This window comes from Sphingobacterium sp. Mn56C (assembly GCF_049319645.1).
Lineage (GTDB): Bacteria > Bacteroidota > Bacteroidia > Sphingobacteriales > Sphingobacteriaceae > Sphingobacterium.
The window spans coordinates 1-17,553 of the sequence record NZ_JBMOUC010000001.1; the positions used below are offsets into that span (position 1 = coordinate 1).

Sequence of the window (17,553 nt, forward strand, 5' to 3'; positions counted from 1 at the left end):
GTGGTGCCAGCTGGATTCGAACCAGCGACACAAGGATTTTCAGTCCTTTGCTCTACCAACTGAGCTATGGCACCTTTAACTTTTTTTGAACCCCGTTTTACCGGTGTTGCGATGCAAATGTAGCCTCATTTTTTGAATATCCAAAACTTTGGCGACAAAAAAATGTATTAATTTTTCAATACACTGAGAATGATGAAGATAAAATTACATGAAATAAACACATAAATTTATGATTTTGGGGTATCTTTGCATTTTACAAAAATAAGATGAGCAAAAAAGGTAGAGTATTAGTCGCAATGAGTGGTGGAGTAGATAGTTCGGTCGCGGCTGTGATGTTACACGAACAAGGTTACGAGGTCATTGGTATAACGATGAAAACTTGGGATTATGCAAGTTCTGGCGGTTCTTCAAAGGAAACCGGTTGCTGTAGCTTGGATAGTATCAACGATGCACGTTCCCTAGCCGTGAATTATGGTTTCCCACATTATATCCTAGATATTCGAAATGAGTTCGGCGATTATGTGATTGATAATTTTGTGGATGAATATATTGCTGGACGCACACCTAATCCATGTGTATTGTGCAACACCCACATCAAGTGGGAAGCATTAATTAAGCGTGCAGATAAGTTAGATTGTGAATTTATCGCAACCGGGCATTACGCCAATATCCGGCAACATGATAACGGCAGATACGTTATTTCTAAAGGGCTAGACGAGCATAAAGACCAATCGTATGTACTATGGGGGGTATCGCAGGAAAACTTGGCACGTACGCAGTTTCCGTTAGGAAGTTTTCATAAGTCCGAAATTAAGCAAATGGCATTAGATATGGGTCAACATGAATTGGCCAATAAGTCGGAGAGCTATGAAATCTGTTTTGTGCCTAATAACGACTATAGAGAGTTTCTACGCCATAAAAAACCGACGTTGGACTCCGAAATAGGTCCGGGCAATTTTATCCTTTCAGATGGCACCGTAGTGGGTAAACATATTGGCTATCCATATTTCACCATCGGCCAACGTAAAGGATTAGGCATCGCTTTAGGAAAACCCATGTTTGTAATCGAGATTCTTCCCGAGAGCAATTCGGTAGTATTAGGAGAAGAGCACGAGCTAGACCAAAAGCGTGCCTTTGTACGCGATATTAACCTGGTAAAATACGCTTCTTTGGACGAACCGATGGAAGCCATTACTAAAATTCGCTATAAAGACGCGGGAGCTATTTCTACGCTAACGCAGCAGGGTAATATTATGCAGGTAGATTTTCCTCATGCTGTAAAAGGTATTGCCCCAGGGCAATCCGCAGTATTTTACGAAGGAAATGATTTAATAGGTGGCGGATTTTTAATGAAATAAAAATACCGTAAAAGCCAAAAAAAAGCTGCTTCCAACAATTGGAAGCAGCTTTTTTTTGATAAAGAAACTATATATTTTCTTACAAGGTACTTTCTTTTTTTACCTTCCTACGAATAGTAGGTTTTAATTGTTGCTTAATCTCGTACTGAACCTCCAGGTATTTTATAATTTCGCTGGCAATATCCTTGTGCGTAGCTTTTTCTATGCCCTCCAAACCTGGGGAAGAGTTTACCTCCAGAATCAGCGGCCCTCTATCCGAAGGCAGCATATCTACACCCGCAACGGTTAAACCCATAGCTTTCGCTGCAGCCACCGCGGTTTCCTTTTCCTTACGGGTAAGCTTAACGATTTCTGCAGTACCACCACGGTGAAGATTCGATCGGAATTCCCCTTCTTTAGCCGTTCTTTTCATGGCGCCTACAACTTTGCCGTCTACGACAAAAGCGCGAATATCGGTACCTTTAGCCTCTTTAATATATTCCTGGATAAGGATGTTATTGCCAAGCCCATAAAAAGCCTCAATAACAGAAGAAGCTGCTTTTTTTGTTTCAGCCAATACTACACCAATACCTTGGGTACCTTCCAGTAGCTTTATAACCAATGGCGCGCCGCCGACCATATTTATTAAGTCGTCTACATCCGATGCAGTACGTGCAAAACCCGTTGTTGGCAGGCCTAAGCCAGCACCAGATAGAATCTGCATGCAGCGCAATTTATCGCGGGAGCGCGTAATAGCCTGGCTATGGTTTGCCGATATAACCCCCATAACCTCAAATTGCCTTACAATGGCCGAGCCATAAAAAGTCACAGAAGCGCCTATTCGCGGAATTATAGCATCGATGTCGGTAATATTTTGCCCTTTATAGTGTATACTAGGCTTACCCTGTTGTATACCTACATAACATTTGCTATGGTCCATCACGATACATTCATGGCCTCTTTGCATAGCCGTTTCTACTAAACGCTGTGTGGAATACAAGTGTTTGTTTGTGGATAAAATTGCGATTTTCACAATATTTTGTATTTAAATATAAAACAAATGGGAGAGGTAAAGGTTTGGCTAATAGCTGTTTTTGCTGATGTTTTTTCTGGAAACATCTACTAGGAACTTTCCGCTAATAAAATTCCTTCCCAACAACATAGGGAAGGACATGGACGAACGATCACGTAGGGATAGTTTAATATCAAACAACTGATCGAACATCCGAATTTTCGTTAAAAATATATGTCTATTTTCTGTTTGTCCAAAAGAGCTTTTCACCACCCTTTCCCGATGTACGGGAAAGGTTAGCGTAAGTACCTCGTCGTTATCCACGTTTGGCCGTATATGAAAGGTAATATAGCGGTGGCCATTTTTTTCAAACACCTTAAAATCTTCACAGTGCAATACCGTTGTTTCCGCACCGGTATCCGTTTTAGCTTCTATATTATAAAGCCCCAATTCAGGGAGATCTACGGTTTCACTACGACCGATAGTAAGCTTATTTTTCACGTATCTTATTCGTAAATAAAAGTGCCGTATGGCGATTTAACGGTAACTTGTTTATGCGCAGAATCTTCTACACGGCCAATAATCTGTGCCGGAATACCAAAAGATTCAGAAATAGCAATAATATCAGCAGCAATACTTTCGTCTACATACAACTCCATACGGTGGCCCATATTAAATACCTTATACATTTCTTTCCAGTCGGTGTTCGATTCCTGCTGAATTAATTCAAACAAAGGAGGAGTCGGGAAAAGGTTGTCTTTTATTACATGCACCTTATCTACAAAGTGCAGCACTTTCGTTTGCGCTCCGCCGGAGCAGTGCACCATACCGTCGATTTGTGCTCTATAGGTATCCAAAATCTGCTTGATAACCGGGGCATATGTACGCGTAGGCGATAACACCAATTTACCCGCTGTAATTTCTGCTCCTGTTTCCACCTTTATTTTATCAGTAAGCGCTTTCCCGCCAGCAAACACCAAATCATAAGGTACGGCAGGGTCGAAGCTTTCGGGATACTTTTCCGCAATATATTTGCTAAATACATCGTGGCGTGCCGAGGTTAAACCGTTAGAGCCCATACCACCATTGTAAGCCTTTTCGTAGGTCGCCTGACCATTTGATGCCAAGCCGACGATAACATTACCTGCTTTAATGCGGTGGTTAGAGATTACATCCTCCCTTTTCATTCTGCAAGTAACGGTGCTATCTACAATAATGGTGCGCACAAGGTCACCCACATCCGCCGTTTCGCCACCAGTCGAATAAATACCCACACCCATCTCGCGCAATTCCGCCAATATCTCCTCCGTTCCGTTTATAATTTCGGCTAAAACCTCACCTGGGATATTATTTTTATTTCTACCAATTGTAGAAGACAATAGAATATTATCTATCGCCCCTACACACAATAAATCATCCAAGTTCATAATAATGGCATCCTGTGCAATACCTTTCCATACCGAGATGTCACCGGTTTCTTTCCAGTACACATAAGCTAAGGATGATTTTGTACCCGCGCCATCGGCATGCATAATATTACACCATGCCTCATCTGCTCCCAATATATCAGGAATAATTTTACAGAAGGCTTTTGGATATAAGCCCTTATCAATATTCTTAATAGCATTGTGTACATCCTCTTTCCCAGCGGATACACCTCTTTGGTTGTATTTTAAGTCTGACATCTTGCCACAAAAATAGTCATTGCCAACGATTTTAGCGAAAGTTTTTTAAATGTTTACTGCAGTTTAAGCCCTAAGAGATGCTTTTAAGCTGTGCCCAAATAGAAATAAGTTTAGGCAGCGAAAATTGTGCATTCGCAGGGCTGCTGCTAGGCAGCGTATGGTAACTTATATGGGGTAGCGGTGGTAAATATTGGCGGTACAACTTTTCCGCCTTTTGTCCGTTAAAAAAAACATGTTTAATACCTGGATAGCGTTCCAAAAGCGCTGGAATGGCATTCACCTCAACCTCCGTAATAGCCGTATCCATACTTCCGGGGCGCAGGGCACTGTGGCATACATCCCACAGCGCTATATCCATAGCCGCGAGGAGTGCTATTTTCTGCTGATAGCTGTTCGGTTCAGGGCGATGCGCCAACTGAGATAAGATTTTCCAAAAGCGATTCTGAGGATGCGCGTAATATTCCTGCTGCCGTAGCGACAAGTCGCCCGGTAAGGAACCCAGCATAAGTATGCGGGCGTTAGGAGCGACAATAGGGGGGAATGATCGTTTCAGCATACTCTATTAAGACAGCTGCTGCTGCTCCTCGATTTCAAAGACCGAATCAATCTGCCATTTACTCTTATCCTTAGAAGCCGCTACCGCGAGCCTGTCACAACGTTCATTTAGCGGATGTCCGGCATGTCCTTTCACCCAAACCAGTCTGACATCATGAAGTTTATAAGACTGCATCAAGCGTATCCAAAGGTCTTTATTTTTTTTTCCAGCAAAGCACTTTTGCATCCACCCATAAACCCATCTTTTATCGATGGCATCTATAACATATTTAGAGTCCGAAAAAATTGTCACCTGCTGTTTACTATTTTTTAAAGCCTCCAGCCCTACAATAACAGCCATCAATTCCATACGGTTATTGGTCGTTTTACGGTAACCACCTAAGAATTCTTTCTCAATTAATTTTCCTTGAAACTCCGGATTGCTCCCCCGGTATATGGTGCGCAAAATAGTACCATAACCACCCGGTCCGGGGTTACCACTAGAAGCGCCATCAGTATATAATTCAATCATCAGGGCAAAAATAAAGATTTTAATCCGGACAAATTAATAAGGAACCTCATATCTTCTTTTTAAAGGTCTTAACGCCATAGACGTTAATACAACAATCGTTAGGCCGATAATACAACCCAAGCCCACAGAGGCACAGCGGAAAATTGGTGCTACATTCATTGCCGTATGGTGGGGCTGAACCATAATAATTAATAAGGCCACCAGCGCTACTCGGGCCATATTCATCACCTTAAAAATGCGGCATACAATAATCGTGAGTAACATTCCCGTAAGAATGAGGTATAAGTTCGAGTCGTGGAATACTAAACACACAAGTGCAACGATAGATCCAATAAAGTTGGATTTAAAGCGTTCTATGGATAGCCTACGCGAGTCTCTTTCCTCCGGAGAGATAACCAATATAATCGATAGTAACGTCCAGAAAAGTTCGTATTCCGGGTATTTCATAAATAAGCCATAACCTATAAAGAAACCTATTAAACAACGTATCGCATAGATTAATAAGGGGGAGGATATAAAGAATTTAATAATTTTATGTACCATTTATCGTGGAGATAGCTGTTTTGCAAAACTACTCAAAAAGTTAAGAAGGGCGTAGGTTTATATTAATTTTTGCTGTATATTAAACTTCAATATATGATTAGCGTATACATATGAAGTTTTTGAATAGTTTTTTTGGCCGTAAAAAATCCACTGTAACAAAAAATAAAGAACAGCAGGGGAGAGACCCTATCTTAGCTTTTTGGGAATGGTTTACGGTCAAACAAAAGGATTTCTACCGTATAGTAAAGGAAAACGATCGGGTGGAAATGAATCTTTTTGGCCCGTTGAAGCAAGCATTGAAACCCATAAGTGAGCATATTTATTACCTGGTCGGCATGAACGATAAAGAGGAGGTGGAGCTTATATTTACTTCCGAGGGTGTTATCCGCTATTTCCCTTTGGTAGAAAACCTGGTAAGGCAAGCGCCGCAGCTTGACAACTGGAAAATTATTGCCCACAAACCAGCCAGTAATATGGAAAAGTTTGCAGTAACTATGGGCGACTATAAATTTACAGAAGCGAATATTCATTTTTTTGTTAACCACTATCCGGAATACCCTGATCTTATCGATATTTCACTGGTCTATTCCGACTATAAGGAAGAAGATAAAACCCTTATCTTAAACGGTTGCTTTATATTTTTGGATAATTACCTGGGCGAACTGGAATTCGCTTTACATGTCGACGAAGCCCAGCTGGTTGCTTCCGCAGCCGCAGAAGGGCAGGAGCTTATTCCGATATTAAAGCTTAAAGACTATTTGATATGGCGCGAGAAAGAATTTGTTGAAAAGTATGAAGCCACACGCAAGGATACCCAAAACGACAGCTTTTCCGGTTTAGAGGCAACGCTACAAAATGGTGCGCCCTTGGTGGGGGTCGTCAATCAAGATCTGCTAGCCTGGCCAGATAAACCTTCCCACCCATGGTTAGTGCGCATGGATATATTCTATACCTCAGACAACGATAGCGGTATGCCTAATAACATCGATTATGAAGCGATGGATTTGCTTGAAGAGGGCCTAATGCAGGAACTTCGGGATGTCGATGGCTATTTAAATATTGGTCGCCAGACTGCAGACGGCGTACGGGAGGTATTTTTTGCGGGGAAAGACTTTCGAAAACCTGTAGCCATCATTAACCAGATACAACAGCAATATGCAAACAGCAGTCTGAAAATAGATTTTACAGTATATAAAGACAAATATTGGAAATCCTTAGATTTCTTTAACCTTGCCCAATAAGTAAAAATAAGGCGTAAGGAGGCCGTATAAAATCCCTACGCCTAATACATTATTTTGCCGTAACAATAACCTTACCCTCTTTGCCTACCGAACCAGAATAGATCTGTCCCTGCGGAAGGCCACGTAATCCCGGTGATGAGGTAGCTATTCTGCTGTATATCATATTCATATCCGTTGTAGGGTTTACCGAGAGCCCGCCAGGCGTAACATCCACAAAAAGATAGTTTGCCGCCTTTTTATCAGTTTGCTGCGGAGTTAAACCCTGACTGCTATACGCCAAAGTAACATTTCCACCGTCACCATTTGGATAGGTTCGTGTGCCATTAATAGCATTCTGTCCACGTGCAATAACAAATAAAGAGCCCAACTTGCCGAAGTTCATATCCAAATCAAAATTTGAAGCATTGTTCTGAGCCCCTTGTCCGGAGAATACAACATTACTACCAATCTCTGCATATTTAGCAATAATTTTCACCTCCTTTTTTCCAAAGAATAACAAGGAAGAATGATCTTTCATAATCAGTGTATCGACGTATAAAACAATAGCCGAATCGCGGTCTGAAAACTGTTTCTTTTCCTTCTTCTTCAGGGTAAGTTTTGTTAAATGTACCTCTTTAGGGTTGTCTTGGGCGAAGACATTTGCTGCCGATAAAACAAAAAACAGCATTAAGCCCATTAAAGATGTGGTTTTCATAGAACCTCCTTTTTTTTACTATTAAATAATATAAAAACGATTGGAGGAATTATTTTGCTACATACCCCACAATCAGTTTTGCTGTACGCTCTGACGCTCCAGGTTCGCCCAGCTTTTCAGCCAGGACATCATAATTTTCCAAAATACTGCCTCGATGCACAGTATCCGAAATAATCATTTTGATTTCCTCCTTGATATTGTCTGGATTAGCATCATCCTGTATCAACTCTATTACAGACAGATAATTATTAATAAGGTTTACTAAAGAAATAAATTTTACTTTAATAAGTTTTTTTGCCAGCCATATCGATAAAGCATTCGCTTTATAAACCACAACCTGCGGAACCCGAAGAATCGCCGTTTCCAACGTTGCCGTTCCACTCGTTACAACGGCTGCTTCCGCATTTTTTAGCAAATCATAAGTCTGGTTAAAAACCACCTTAATATCCAAATCCCCGATATACTGTTTATAAAAAGAAATATCGAAGTTTGGTGCCCCAGCAATTACCAGCTGATGCTTTGGGAAGGCATAATACAGCTGTATCATATCGGGCAATATTTTCTCAATTTCCATCTTGCGGCTTCCCGGAAGCAGCGCAATTATCCCCTCCTCATTAAGGTTGTTTAACCGTTTAAAGTCCGGATTAAAGGTATACGAAGATATGGCATCCAACAACGGGTTTCCCACATAATCCACCTTCATATTAAATTTTTTGTAGAAGTCCACCTCAAAGGGAAGAATACAAAACATATGGTCCACAATTTTTTTAATCTTGTGCACACGGCCCTGGTTCCAGGCCCATATTTTAGGGGAGATATAATAACAAGTTTTTATACCCTGTTTTTTGGCGAAGTCAGCAATTTTAAGGTTGAAACCCGGGAAGTCGATTAAAATTACAGTGTCGGGTCTATACGCTTGGAGGTCCGCTTTTACAGTTTTCAGATTTTTGGTTATCGTACTCAGATTTTTTATAACCTCAACAAAGCCCATAAAAGCCATTTCCGAGGTATGTATTAAAGCACGCTCCGCGGCAGCCTCCTGCATTTGGTCGCCACCCACGATACGGAATTCCGCTTGGGCATCTTCCCTTTTAAGTGCCTTTATTAAATTAGCACCATGTAAATCTCCCGACGTTTCTCCGGCTATAATATAATATCTCATTTTCCCTAACGTTTAAAGTCTAAAGATAGGGAAAATGTCATAATTTGGGTAGACGCAAAGCGCGAAAAGCCCTTATATACCCAATTCCACCTGGAACATTCCTCCCCAGGAGCTTTTGTTATTACGGTTTGTAAACTGGCCATCCTGAAAGGTATAATTGGCATTCAGTTGAAATTTCAAGCGGTGTCCCTTCATATACCTCGTCAGTCCAACTTCAATAACCTCCGTTTGGCGCTCGAATTTTGCAATATCATGATGCGGTTTTACATACGTATAGCGCGCAGCGAGCTCATAACCATGGTTTAACAAATACGAAGTCTGCTGGTTAATTCCCCAGCCCTTATACGCATAAGTATCTTTTGGATGCTCCTCGTCGGTTGTATTTAAGGGGTTGTCGACATCCCTTTTCATATATTCAGCTTGGTAAGCAAACCCCCGGTACTTAAACAAAGCATCAGCAAAGGAAGTCTTTAAGGTAAAAGGGTTTAAGACATACTTACCCGTTTGTCCGCCACGTCGTATAGTACGGTCGTTATAATTATATCCCATGCCCAGGGAAAGTTTAGGTTTTTTCTCGCGTTCCAAATCCCCTTCCGAGTAATCCCCATCGTTTGTAAACTTGCCTAAAGGGAGGAATTCCACCCTTCCAGTATACGATAAACCATCGTCAGAGCCATTGGCAGGTCTTCCTTCCCCCGTAGAGATAGCAGCTTTCGCATTTATCGGCATATGGCCTAACTTCTTGCTAAGGTTAAACGTAACACCAAAGTCCCGGTCTATTGTAAAATAATTGTTTACCAACGAGCGGTCCGAAAACTGTAAAGAACCCGACGAAGTAACACGTTGTCTGTTTCCCGGTAATTTATTCTGCCCAAAAGAGATGTAAAAATTATCCGAGAAGTTATAAAATAATACCGCGTCGCGGATAATATTCGGAATACCCGTATCGTCGAAATCCTGATCACTACGGCTAAAAGCCAGCTGCACCGAATAGGATATTTTTTTGGTATAAATATAACCATCCATACGCATCCGAAGCCTACGAATACGCGCCTCAAATTTACCATTGTCCTCGCCATCCAAAACATTGCTGTATCCGGCACGGTTTTGCATACGGAATCTGAAATTGGTATAAAATAGAGAGTCTTTAGAGGTGTACTGTATACCTTTAAAATTAACAATAGTGGCCCTATCATCTCTTTCCTGAACTTGTGTAGTTTGTGCCATAGCACCCGACAAAAGTGCGGTTGAAAGTGCGGTAAGGATGCTTTTTCTTAAAAAATTCATAGCATTAGTAAGGAATTCGGTTCGCAATTTTTTTGCATTGTTAGGCAAATATAAAGTAAATATTAAGACATAATTATTGTTCTTAATTTGTTGATTATTATATAATATTGAGTTAATATTAAATTAACATAGGCCTGGTTTTTGGTTTAAAATGCTACATTTTTTAGTCTTTAGGATTTGTATCTTTGCCTTAAAAGTTTAACGACACTATGCGAAAGATTATTCATATCGATATGGATTCCTTTTATGCTGCCGTAGAACAGCGCGATTTTCCGGAGTTGAAAGGTAAAGCCATTGCCGTTGGCGGGTCGCCAGAAGGGCGCGGTGTTGTCGCTACAGCAAGCTACGAGGCGCGAAAGTATGGCGTACGTTCGGCGATGAATGCACGAGAAGCATTACAGCGTTGCCCAGAGTTAATATTTGTGCCACCAAGATTTGAAGTTTATAAACAAGTTTCGCAGCACCTGCGCACCATATTTCAGCGCTATACCGATCTTATAGAGCCGTTGTCGTTGGATGAAGCATATCTGGATGTCACCGAAGATAAGTTAGGCGTTGGCTCTGCCATAGAAATCGCAAAACAGATTAAGCAAGCCGTGCAGGAAGAGTTGAATTTAACCGCTTCTGCAGGTGTTTCTACGAATAAATTTACGGCGAAGATAGCATCAGACTATCAGAAACCCGACGGGTTAACTTTCATTGGTCCTTCGAAAGTAGTGCCCTTTTTAGAATCGTTGCCAATCGAAAAGTTTTTCGGTGTTGGCAAAGTAACGGCGCAAAGGATGAAAGGGAAGGGGATACATTATGGAAGAGATTTAAAGCAATTTAGTGAGGATGCACTTGTTCGTAACTTTGGCAAGTCGGGTAAGTTTTTCTATCATATGGTTCGGGGTCATGACGATCGTCCGGTACGACCCGATAGACTTATAAAATCCATCGGAGCCGAAGATACATTTGAACGCGATATTGCAGACCCCGAGGAGATGAAAAATGAACTTATAAAATTGGTGGACAAAGTAGCGCAACGTTTAAGCCAAAAAAAGGAATCAGGGCGTACGGTTACACTGAAAATTAAGTTTGCCGACTTCACACAGATTACACGTTCCTTAACCGCATTACATTACCTAAGTCGTGCAACGGAAATAGGAAATGCTATAGGCGCTTTGTTTGACAAAGTTAATTTTGAAGATCGGAAAGTCCGTCTACTGGGGGTTACGGTATCCAACCTGTATAAACAGGAACTGGAACGCATAGACAAAGGGCAGCTACGCTTATGGGATTAGCCTTAACCGAGAAGGCTTCAAGTATTAAGGTGTAACAGCAGTTTTGATCTAAAAGCCCGCTACACCTTAACACGCAAAGGTAATTATAAATTAAGGTTTAATCGTATTCGCTGAACAACCACAGCCTTTGCTGCAACCCCCAGGATTGTTTTTAGAAGGCATAAACTTACGTACCATAAAAATTATAGCGCCAATAAAAACCAATGCAATAATGCCATACTGTATAACCATAGCTATATATTTTAAATGTTATTTTAACAGTTGGTAGGCTATTAAGGCGGCGAAATAAGCCAAACCCGTCATAAAACCTGCCTGTATTAAGGTCCACTTCCACGAACCTGTTTCCTTCTTTACAACGCCAATTGTCGCCATACATTGCATCGCAAAGGCATAAAAAAGTAATAATGATATACCCGATGCAAAATTATAGGTAGGTAGCCCCGTATTGCGGTTAATTTCAGACTTCATCCGTGTAAACAAGGTTTGACGTTGTCCTTCATCCTCCACATCCAAGTCGTCGCCCAAAGAATAAACCACCGCTACGGTACCCACAAACACCTCCCGTGCTGCAAACGATGCAATTAATCCGATTCCGATTTTCCAGTCATAACCCAAAGGTCTTATTACCGGTTCTATTCCGCGGCCTAAATAGCCAAGGTAAGAATATTCCGTTTTATAGGCACTAACCTCATCCGCAATTTCTTCCTCAGAAAGATGCGGTTTTTCCTGCACAATATATTTCTCAGGATCCGAAAAGCGGTCGTTCGGACCAAAGCTTCCCAACACCCACAGAATAATTGATATGGCAAGGATAATCTTACCCGCATCGAAGATAAAACCTGAAGCCTTCTCCCATACGGTGTTTAGCACATTTTTCCAATCCGGCATCTTATACGTAGGCAGCTCAAAGATTAAGAACGATTTACGAACCGATTTTATCACTTTGTTGAGCACCAATGCCGACAATAATGCGCCTATAATTCCGAGTAGGTACATTCCGAATAAGGTGATCCCCTGGAGGTTGAAACCCCAGACCTCCTGATCAGGAATAACCAGTCCGATAATTACAATATAAATCGGTAAACGCGCTGAGCATGTCATAAATGGCGTCACCAACATGGTCAACAGGCGCTCCTTAGGATTTTCAATATTCCGAGCCGACATCACCGCAGGGATGGCACATGCAGCACCCGAGATAAGTGGAATTACCGACTTACCATTAAGGCCAAATGGTTTAAGCCATCTGTCCATTAAAAATACCACCCGACTCATATAACCCGATTCCTCCATTAGAGAAATAAAGAAAAACAAGATTACAATCTGCGGTATAAAGACTACAATACCTCCAATACCCGCCAGCACCCCATTGACTAAAAGATCCGACAAAGGACCTTCAGGTAAGGTTGCCGCCACCCATTCCCCAAGATTGGCGAAATTTTCTTCTACGAAATCCATAATCGGCGTTGCCCAGCTATAGATAGCCTGAAATATCAGAAACAATAAACCAAAGAAAATAACATATCCAAAAATAGGATGCATTAAAACATGGTCTATTTTATCCGTTAACGAAAGCTTTTTATTTTCCGTTTTATGCACAAAATGGGCAAGATCCTGCTGTATTTTATCATGGCGGATAATAGCTTCCGCTTTCTGCAACTGCTGTGCAGTAATGCCATGTGCAGCACGAATATCCTGAAGCTTTTGATTTTGCTCCTCCGACAATATGCTAACCTGCTCCTGTGCCAGGCATAGCCAAGTTTTATATTCCGTCTCCAAGGGAAACAGTTTTCTGGCATCCGCTAAAGCGGCATGGTAAGCACTAGGTAGCGATATAGATCCAAAATAAGGAGGCACCTCGGTATCAAACTCCTTAATCAGTTCGTCTACACCCTTGCCATTACGGGCATTGGTGCTATATATTTTAGTTTTAAGGTAACCCTCAAGTTTTGCAATATCAACATGTAAGCCTTTAGCCTCCATTTCGTCCATCATATTGATAACAAAAATAGCCGGCAGTCCCATCTCACGGATTTGCTGGTATAACACCACGCCACGGTTTAAACTGTTAGGTTCGGTAACAACCACAATCAAATCCGGATGGCCATCGCTGTTTTTATCACCCAGCATGCGAAATACTACCTCTTCGTCTAAGGAACTTGGGTACAGTGTATACGTACCCGGAAGATCGATAACCCGATATTCCTTTTGATTAGCTTTGGCTATACCTTCACGTTTTTCAACCGTAATTCCAGGGTAATTACCTACTTTTTGGTTTAACTTTGTAATTCTATTAAATAGGGAAGTCTTCCCAACATTAGGATTTCCAAGTAGTGCAACAGTTTTTCTCTTCATTATAATTTATTAGCCAGAATAAGTAGTGCTTCTGTCTTGCGGATTGCTATTAATGTATTGTTCTGAATGATTTGTATGCAGATTGGGCCATGCAACGGCGCTTTATGTTTTATTTCAATAGTTGCCCCAGGGGTAAAACCCAGCTCATAGAACTTTGCTGGTAAGCGCTCGTCCATAAAAGAATCTATAGTTGCTCTTTCACCACGGTTTAATTTATCTATTGAGATTTTATTTTGCATGCTAGTTTTTGTATTTTAGTCTTTAATTATTAAACCAAAACCGATCAAAGATAGGCAAAATGGATGATTTTAAGGAATTAACCTTTGTCACAAATTTGTCTTATTTAGATTAAATATAAACATGAAGATAGAAGATCAGATTAAAACGAAGGGGTTTAAAGACGAGTGGCATAAGGTAATTGTTAATATATTTTATACCAGTAATTTCTTTGAAAGGATACTAGAGAAGAGAGCGGCAAAGGCAGGATTAACGTTACAGCAGTTCAATGTGTTAAGAATCTTACGCGGTCAATACCCCGAGCCCCTATCGAATAATATTATCCGTAGTCGTATGGTACATAATACCTCAGATATTTCGAGGCTGGTCGATCGTATGGTAAAGAAAGATTTGATCGAAAGGGCAAAAAAATCGACCGATAAACGCTCGGTAGACTTACTTATTTCGGAAAAAGGCCTCCAGCTTTTAGGTCAGCTGGAGGACGAAATGTCGTTGACGAATCTGCTTGCTCCGCATATTTCAGCCCAAGAAACCCAACAGTTAAGTGATCTTATGGATAAACTTCGGGGGGATATTGAAATAGACCTTTAATGCGTATGGTCGTGATCATGATCGTGTACATGTTGGTGTTCATGATCGTGGTCATGACCATGGCCGTGATCGTGATCATGGTTATGCTCGGGCAATAAGAAAGTCGTTAAAGAGATAGCGATTCCCAATAGCACGGCAATCATTTTCTTCCTATTAAATTTATGGTGGTCGGCCGAACCAGATTCAAACAATATGGTGGTAGAAATATGTAAGAATATACCAATTACAATGGCCATAATTTTATCGAAATGCTTCGATAGGTCCCCAATTTCAGCTTGGCTCAGCACCGAGCTGCTTAAAAATCCCAGTGGTGTCATCGCTGCGAAAACAACCAGCAACACGATAATCGTATTTTTATGGAGGTGGGTATTCAACAATAAGCTCCCTAATGCAAATGCTGCAGGAATATGGTGTATGGCGATGCCAAAAACCAACTGCGATTGCTGTCCGGATATTAGGGGCATACCCTCTAAAAAAGCATGAAGACACAAACTAATCATTATTCCCAACGGAAACTGTCCATGTTCATGTGCATGCATATGTCCATGCTCGATACCCTGCGAAAACTGTTCTAAAAATAGCTGAAATAAAAAACCACCTAAAATATATAAACCAATAATTTCAGGGGAGGCACTTGGACTGTGATAAGCGTGCGGAATTAAATGCAATACCGTTATAGCAAATAAATATGCGCCACTAAACGATAAAATTAGCTTTAAAAAATTGGCGTTCTTGCGTTTCACAAAAAACACAGCGAGGCCACTTGTTAAGGCAGATAAAAATAATACAGCGATTATTAAAATTGAGCTCATGAATTGGGATTTGTTGTAGTATTTAGGTCGCTTTTATTGAAAAACGACGGGACAAAATGTTTAAAAAGTTGACCTGTTGTAAGTCCGATCAGGATCCCCAAAATAGAGCCACATAACACATCAAATGGGAAATGTACGCCTACATATATTTGCGAAAAGGATACCAATGCAGCCCATAGTATACCTAACCATAAGGTATGGCGCCAGCGGCGGCGGAATAATACAATCCAAAAGAAAGCCATAGCAAAGTGGTTGGTGGCATGCGAACTCGTAAAACTAAAACCTGAGCCACAACGTACCCGAACATTCACGTCATGTTTAAATTCGATGTCATTGCAAGGACGTATACGCTTCACTGTTTTTTTTATTAAATGCGACGAGACCGCATCTGAGATACCAAAGTTTAGTAAGGTAAATGCTACAATCAGCATACCCACCTTACCATAATGTTTAATAAAGAAAATTATTAAAAATAGATAAAGTGGAGCCCAGGTAAAGGGGTTACGAAGTATGGGCAAAAGCCAATCGAAGATTGGATTCGATAGCCCTTGATTAATGGCTAAAAATAGCTCTTTATCTATATTAATTATTTCTTGTAGCATACGTATAAACTTTGGTAGAAAAGATAAAAGTACATTAAATGCCAGATATGAAAAAATCATTTTTACCCAAAATACACTAAGTTGCAACAAATGTACTCTTCTGCTTGTTAATTCACAAGAATATCTTGTATTTATTTTGGAATAGCTTATTTTTACGGCCAATATTAATCAAGATAAAATTTATGACACTAATAAAATCTATATCGGGCATACGTGGAACAATAGGCGGGAGGGCTTCTGAAGCCTTAACACCTATTGATATTGTAAAGTTTACGGCAGCCTATGGTAAAATTCTAATAGAGAAAACAGGAAATACTAAATTTGTTGTAGGTCGAGATGCACGTGAGTCTGGAGAAATGGTCAACAACTTGGTGGTGGGTACATTACAGAGTATTGGTGCCGATGTGGTAGATTTAGGCTTGTCGACAACACCAACGGTAGAAATTGCAGTGCCTCTGGAAAAAGCTGCCGGTGGTATTATCTTAACCGCATCTCACAATCCCGGACAGTGGAATGCGTTGAAATTGTTAAACAGTAAAGGTGAGTTTATATCCGATGCTGAAGGGCAGGAGGTATTGGCCCTGGGCGACAGTTTAGATTTTGACTTTGCCGAGGTGCAGGACTTAGGAACAATATCATCCGACAGCTCCTACTTACAAAAACATATTGATGCGGTATTGGCGTTGAAACATGTAGATGTCGACGCTATACGTAAAGCAAACTTTAAAATAGCGGTAGATGCTGTAAACAGTACAGGGGGGATTTTTATTCCTGCCTTGTTAACAGCCTTAGGCGTTGAGACAGTGTATAAAATCCACTGTGAACCTAACGGTAAATTTCCACACAACCCTGAGCCCCTAAAAGAGCATTTAACGGATCTTTCTGAGGCCGTGCTGGCCAACGGTGCCGATTTAGGGATTGCTGTAGATCCCGATGTAGACCGTTTGGTGTTTATGATGGAAAATGGGGAGCTGTTTGGCGAAGAGTATACCCTTGTTGCGGTAGCCGATTACCTGTTGCAATATGATAAAGGAAATACAGTATCGAATCTCTCCTCTACACGTGCCCTTCGTGATGTTACCCAAAAACATGGCGGCAACTATTATGCTGCTGCGGTTGGTGAGGTAAACGTGGTAACGAAAATGAAGGAGGTAAAGGCTGTGATTGGTGGTGAGGGTAATGGTGGTGTTATCTACCCCGATTCGCATTATGGCCGTGATGCCTTAGTAGGGGTTGCCTTATTTTTGTCGCATCTGGCGAAATTAGGAACTTCGGTTTCTGAATACCGTGCTGCATTGCCGCAGTATTATATGTCGAAAAATAAAATTACATTAACACCGGAGTTGGATATCGACGGTTTGCTTCAAAAAATGCAGGTGAAGTATGCACATGAAAACCATTCTACAATCGACGGTTTAAAAATCGACTTTGAAAACGAATGGGTGCACTTACGTAAATCAAATACCGAACCTATTATTCGTATTTACTCGGAAGGCCCTACAGCCGAAGCAGCTGATGCAATAGCACAAAAAATTATTCAAGAGATTGAAGAAATTATAAAGTAATTTTTTACCGTAGCCATCGATATGCTACAGTAAAAAAGCCATAGCAGCCTGCTATGGCTTTTTTTTTGTGTATACGTAAATGCA

General features: G+C 40.9%; 19 protein-coding genes and 1 tRNA gene. 5 read left to right on the plus strand and 15 right to left on the minus strand.

What is annotated here, in order from left to right:
• Window position 1: 1 nt before the first annotated feature.
• A tRNA-Phe gene (locus ACL9RF_RS00005) sits at window positions 2–74 on the minus strand.
• Window positions 75–266: 192 nt separating this feature from the next.
• Between ACL9RF_RS00005 and mnmA the strand changes: the two genes are divergently transcribed.
• Window positions 267–1,358: a tRNA 2-thiouridine(34) synthase MnmA gene (gene mnmA, locus ACL9RF_RS00010; protein WP_422798542.1), complete on the plus strand. Its 1,092-nt coding sequence runs from the start codon at window positions 267–269 to the stop codon at window positions 1,356–1,358.
• A 79-nt stretch (window positions 1,359–1,437) separates the two neighbouring features.
• Here the strand turns inward: mnmA and rimK are convergent, their stop codons facing one another.
• From rimK to ACL9RF_RS00040, 6 genes are all read right to left on the minus strand, one after another.
• The gene (rimK, locus tag ACL9RF_RS00015) at window positions 1,438–2,370 is read right to left on the minus strand and encodes a 30S ribosomal protein S6--L-glutamate ligase (protein ID WP_422798543.1); all 933 of its coding nucleotides are present in this window, start codon (window positions 2,368–2,370) and stop codon (window positions 1,438–1,440) included.
• Between the two features lie 48 nt (window positions 2,371–2,418).
• On the minus strand, window positions 2,419–2,850 hold the full coding sequence (locus tag ACL9RF_RS00020) for an ATP-dependent zinc protease (protein WP_422798544.1): 432 nt from the start codon (window positions 2,848–2,850) through the stop codon (window positions 2,419–2,421).
• Window positions 2,851–2,855: 5 nt separating this feature from the next.
• Complete coding sequence (locus tag ACL9RF_RS00025) at window positions 2,856–4,034, minus strand: AIR synthase related protein (RefSeq protein ID WP_422798545.1); 1,179 nt, start codon at window positions 4,032–4,034, stop codon at window positions 2,856–2,858.
• A 70-nt stretch (window positions 4,035–4,104) separates the two neighbouring features.
• A complete protein-coding gene (locus tag ACL9RF_RS00030) occupies window positions 4,105–4,590 on the minus strand; it encodes a DNA-deoxyinosine glycosylase (protein WP_422798546.1) in 486 nt (161 codons plus the stop codon).
• Between the two features lie 6 nt (window positions 4,591–4,596).
• Window positions 4,597–5,100, minus strand: coding sequence for a ribonuclease H family protein (locus ACL9RF_RS00035; RefSeq protein WP_422798547.1), 504 nt, complete (start codon window positions 5,098–5,100; stop codon window positions 4,597–4,599).
• 33 nt (window positions 5,101–5,133) lie between these two features.
• Window positions 5,134–5,643, minus strand: a complete 510-nt coding sequence (locus ACL9RF_RS00040) for an FUSC family protein (RefSeq protein ID WP_422798548.1) — start codon at window positions 5,641–5,643, stop codon at window positions 5,134–5,136.
• 110 nt (window positions 5,644–5,753) lie between these two features.
• On the opposite strand from ACL9RF_RS00040, the gene ACL9RF_RS00045 reads away from it, so the two are divergent.
• Window positions 5,754–6,884: a DUF695 domain-containing protein gene (locus ACL9RF_RS00045; protein ID WP_422798549.1), complete on the plus strand. Its 1,131-nt coding sequence runs from the start codon at window positions 5,754–5,756 to the stop codon at window positions 6,882–6,884.
• A gap of 49 nt (window positions 6,885–6,933) precedes the next feature.
• Here ACL9RF_RS00045 and ACL9RF_RS00050 read toward each other — a convergent pair whose 3' ends face one another.
• From ACL9RF_RS00050 to ACL9RF_RS00060, 3 genes are all read right to left on the minus strand, one after another.
• The gene (locus ACL9RF_RS00050) at window positions 6,934–7,578 is read right to left on the minus strand and encodes a hypothetical protein (protein ID WP_422798550.1); all 645 of its coding nucleotides are present in this window, start codon (window positions 7,576–7,578) and stop codon (window positions 6,934–6,936) included.
• 49 nt (window positions 7,579–7,627) lie between these two features.
• Entirely contained in the window at window positions 7,628–8,740 is a 1,113-nt protein-coding gene (gene lpxB / locus ACL9RF_RS00055) for a lipid-A-disaccharide synthase (RefSeq protein ID WP_422798551.1), read from the minus strand.
• 72 nt (window positions 8,741–8,812) lie between these two features.
• Window positions 8,813–10,027 carry a porin gene (locus ACL9RF_RS00060; protein WP_422798552.1) on the minus strand — a complete coding sequence of 405 codons (1,215 nt, stop codon included), beginning with the start codon at window positions 10,025–10,027 and terminating at the stop codon, window positions 8,813–8,815.
• 209 nt (window positions 10,028–10,236) lie between these two features.
• Here ACL9RF_RS00060 and dinB point away from each other — a divergent pair, with 209 nt between their 5' ends.
• Entirely contained in the window at window positions 10,237–11,310 is a 1,074-nt protein-coding gene (gene dinB, locus ACL9RF_RS00065) for a DNA polymerase IV (RefSeq protein WP_422798553.1), read from the plus strand.
• Window positions 11,311–11,400: 90 nt separating this feature from the next.
• On the opposite strand, the gene ACL9RF_RS00070 is transcribed toward dinB, so the two are convergent.
• The 3 genes from ACL9RF_RS00070 to ACL9RF_RS00080 are packed head-to-tail and all read right to left on the minus strand — an operon-like array spanning window position 11,401 to window position 13,901.
• Window positions 11,401–11,541 (minus strand): hypothetical protein, encoded by a 141-nt coding sequence (locus ACL9RF_RS00070; protein ID WP_422798554.1) that lies wholly within the window; start codon window positions 11,539–11,541, stop codon window positions 11,401–11,403.
• 18 nt (window positions 11,542–11,559) lie between these two features.
• Complete coding sequence (gene feoB / locus ACL9RF_RS00075; RefSeq protein WP_422798555.1) at window positions 11,560–13,662, minus strand: ferrous iron transport protein B; 2,103 nt, start codon at window positions 13,660–13,662, stop codon at window positions 11,560–11,562.
• Window positions 13,662–13,901: a FeoA family protein gene (locus tag ACL9RF_RS00080; protein ID WP_422798556.1), complete on the minus strand. Its 240-nt coding sequence runs from the start codon at window positions 13,899–13,901 to the stop codon at window positions 13,662–13,664. Before ACL9RF_RS00080 ends, feoB begins: the two co-directional genes overlap by 1 nt.
• 121 nt (window positions 13,902–14,022) lie before the next feature.
• On the opposite strand from ACL9RF_RS00080, the gene ACL9RF_RS00085 reads away from it, so the two are divergent.
• Window positions 14,023–14,490 (plus strand): MarR family winged helix-turn-helix transcriptional regulator, encoded by a 468-nt coding sequence (locus ACL9RF_RS00085; RefSeq protein WP_422798557.1) that lies wholly within the window; start codon window positions 14,023–14,025, stop codon window positions 14,488–14,490.
• Here the strand turns inward: ACL9RF_RS00085 and ACL9RF_RS00090 are convergent.
• Both ACL9RF_RS00090 and ACL9RF_RS00095 read right to left on the minus strand, forming a co-directional pair.
• Window positions 14,487–15,302, minus strand: a complete 816-nt coding sequence (locus ACL9RF_RS00090; protein WP_422798558.1) for a ZIP family metal transporter — start codon at window positions 15,300–15,302, stop codon at window positions 14,487–14,489. The genes ACL9RF_RS00085 and ACL9RF_RS00090 overlap by 4 nt on opposite strands.
• Window positions 15,299–15,904: a phosphatase PAP2 family protein gene (locus tag ACL9RF_RS00095; protein WP_422798559.1), complete on the minus strand. Its 606-nt coding sequence runs from the start codon at window positions 15,902–15,904 to the stop codon at window positions 15,299–15,301. The genes ACL9RF_RS00090 and ACL9RF_RS00095 overlap by 4 nt, the downstream gene beginning before the upstream one ends.
• A gap of 182 nt (window positions 15,905–16,086) precedes the next feature.
• On the opposite strand from ACL9RF_RS00095, the gene glmM reads away from it, so the two are divergent.
• Window positions 16,087–17,469, plus strand: a complete 1,383-nt coding sequence (gene glmM / locus ACL9RF_RS00100) for a phosphoglucosamine mutase (protein ID WP_422798560.1) — start codon at window positions 16,087–16,089, stop codon at window positions 17,467–17,469.
• The last annotated feature ends 84 nt before the right edge of the window (window positions 17,470–17,553 follow it).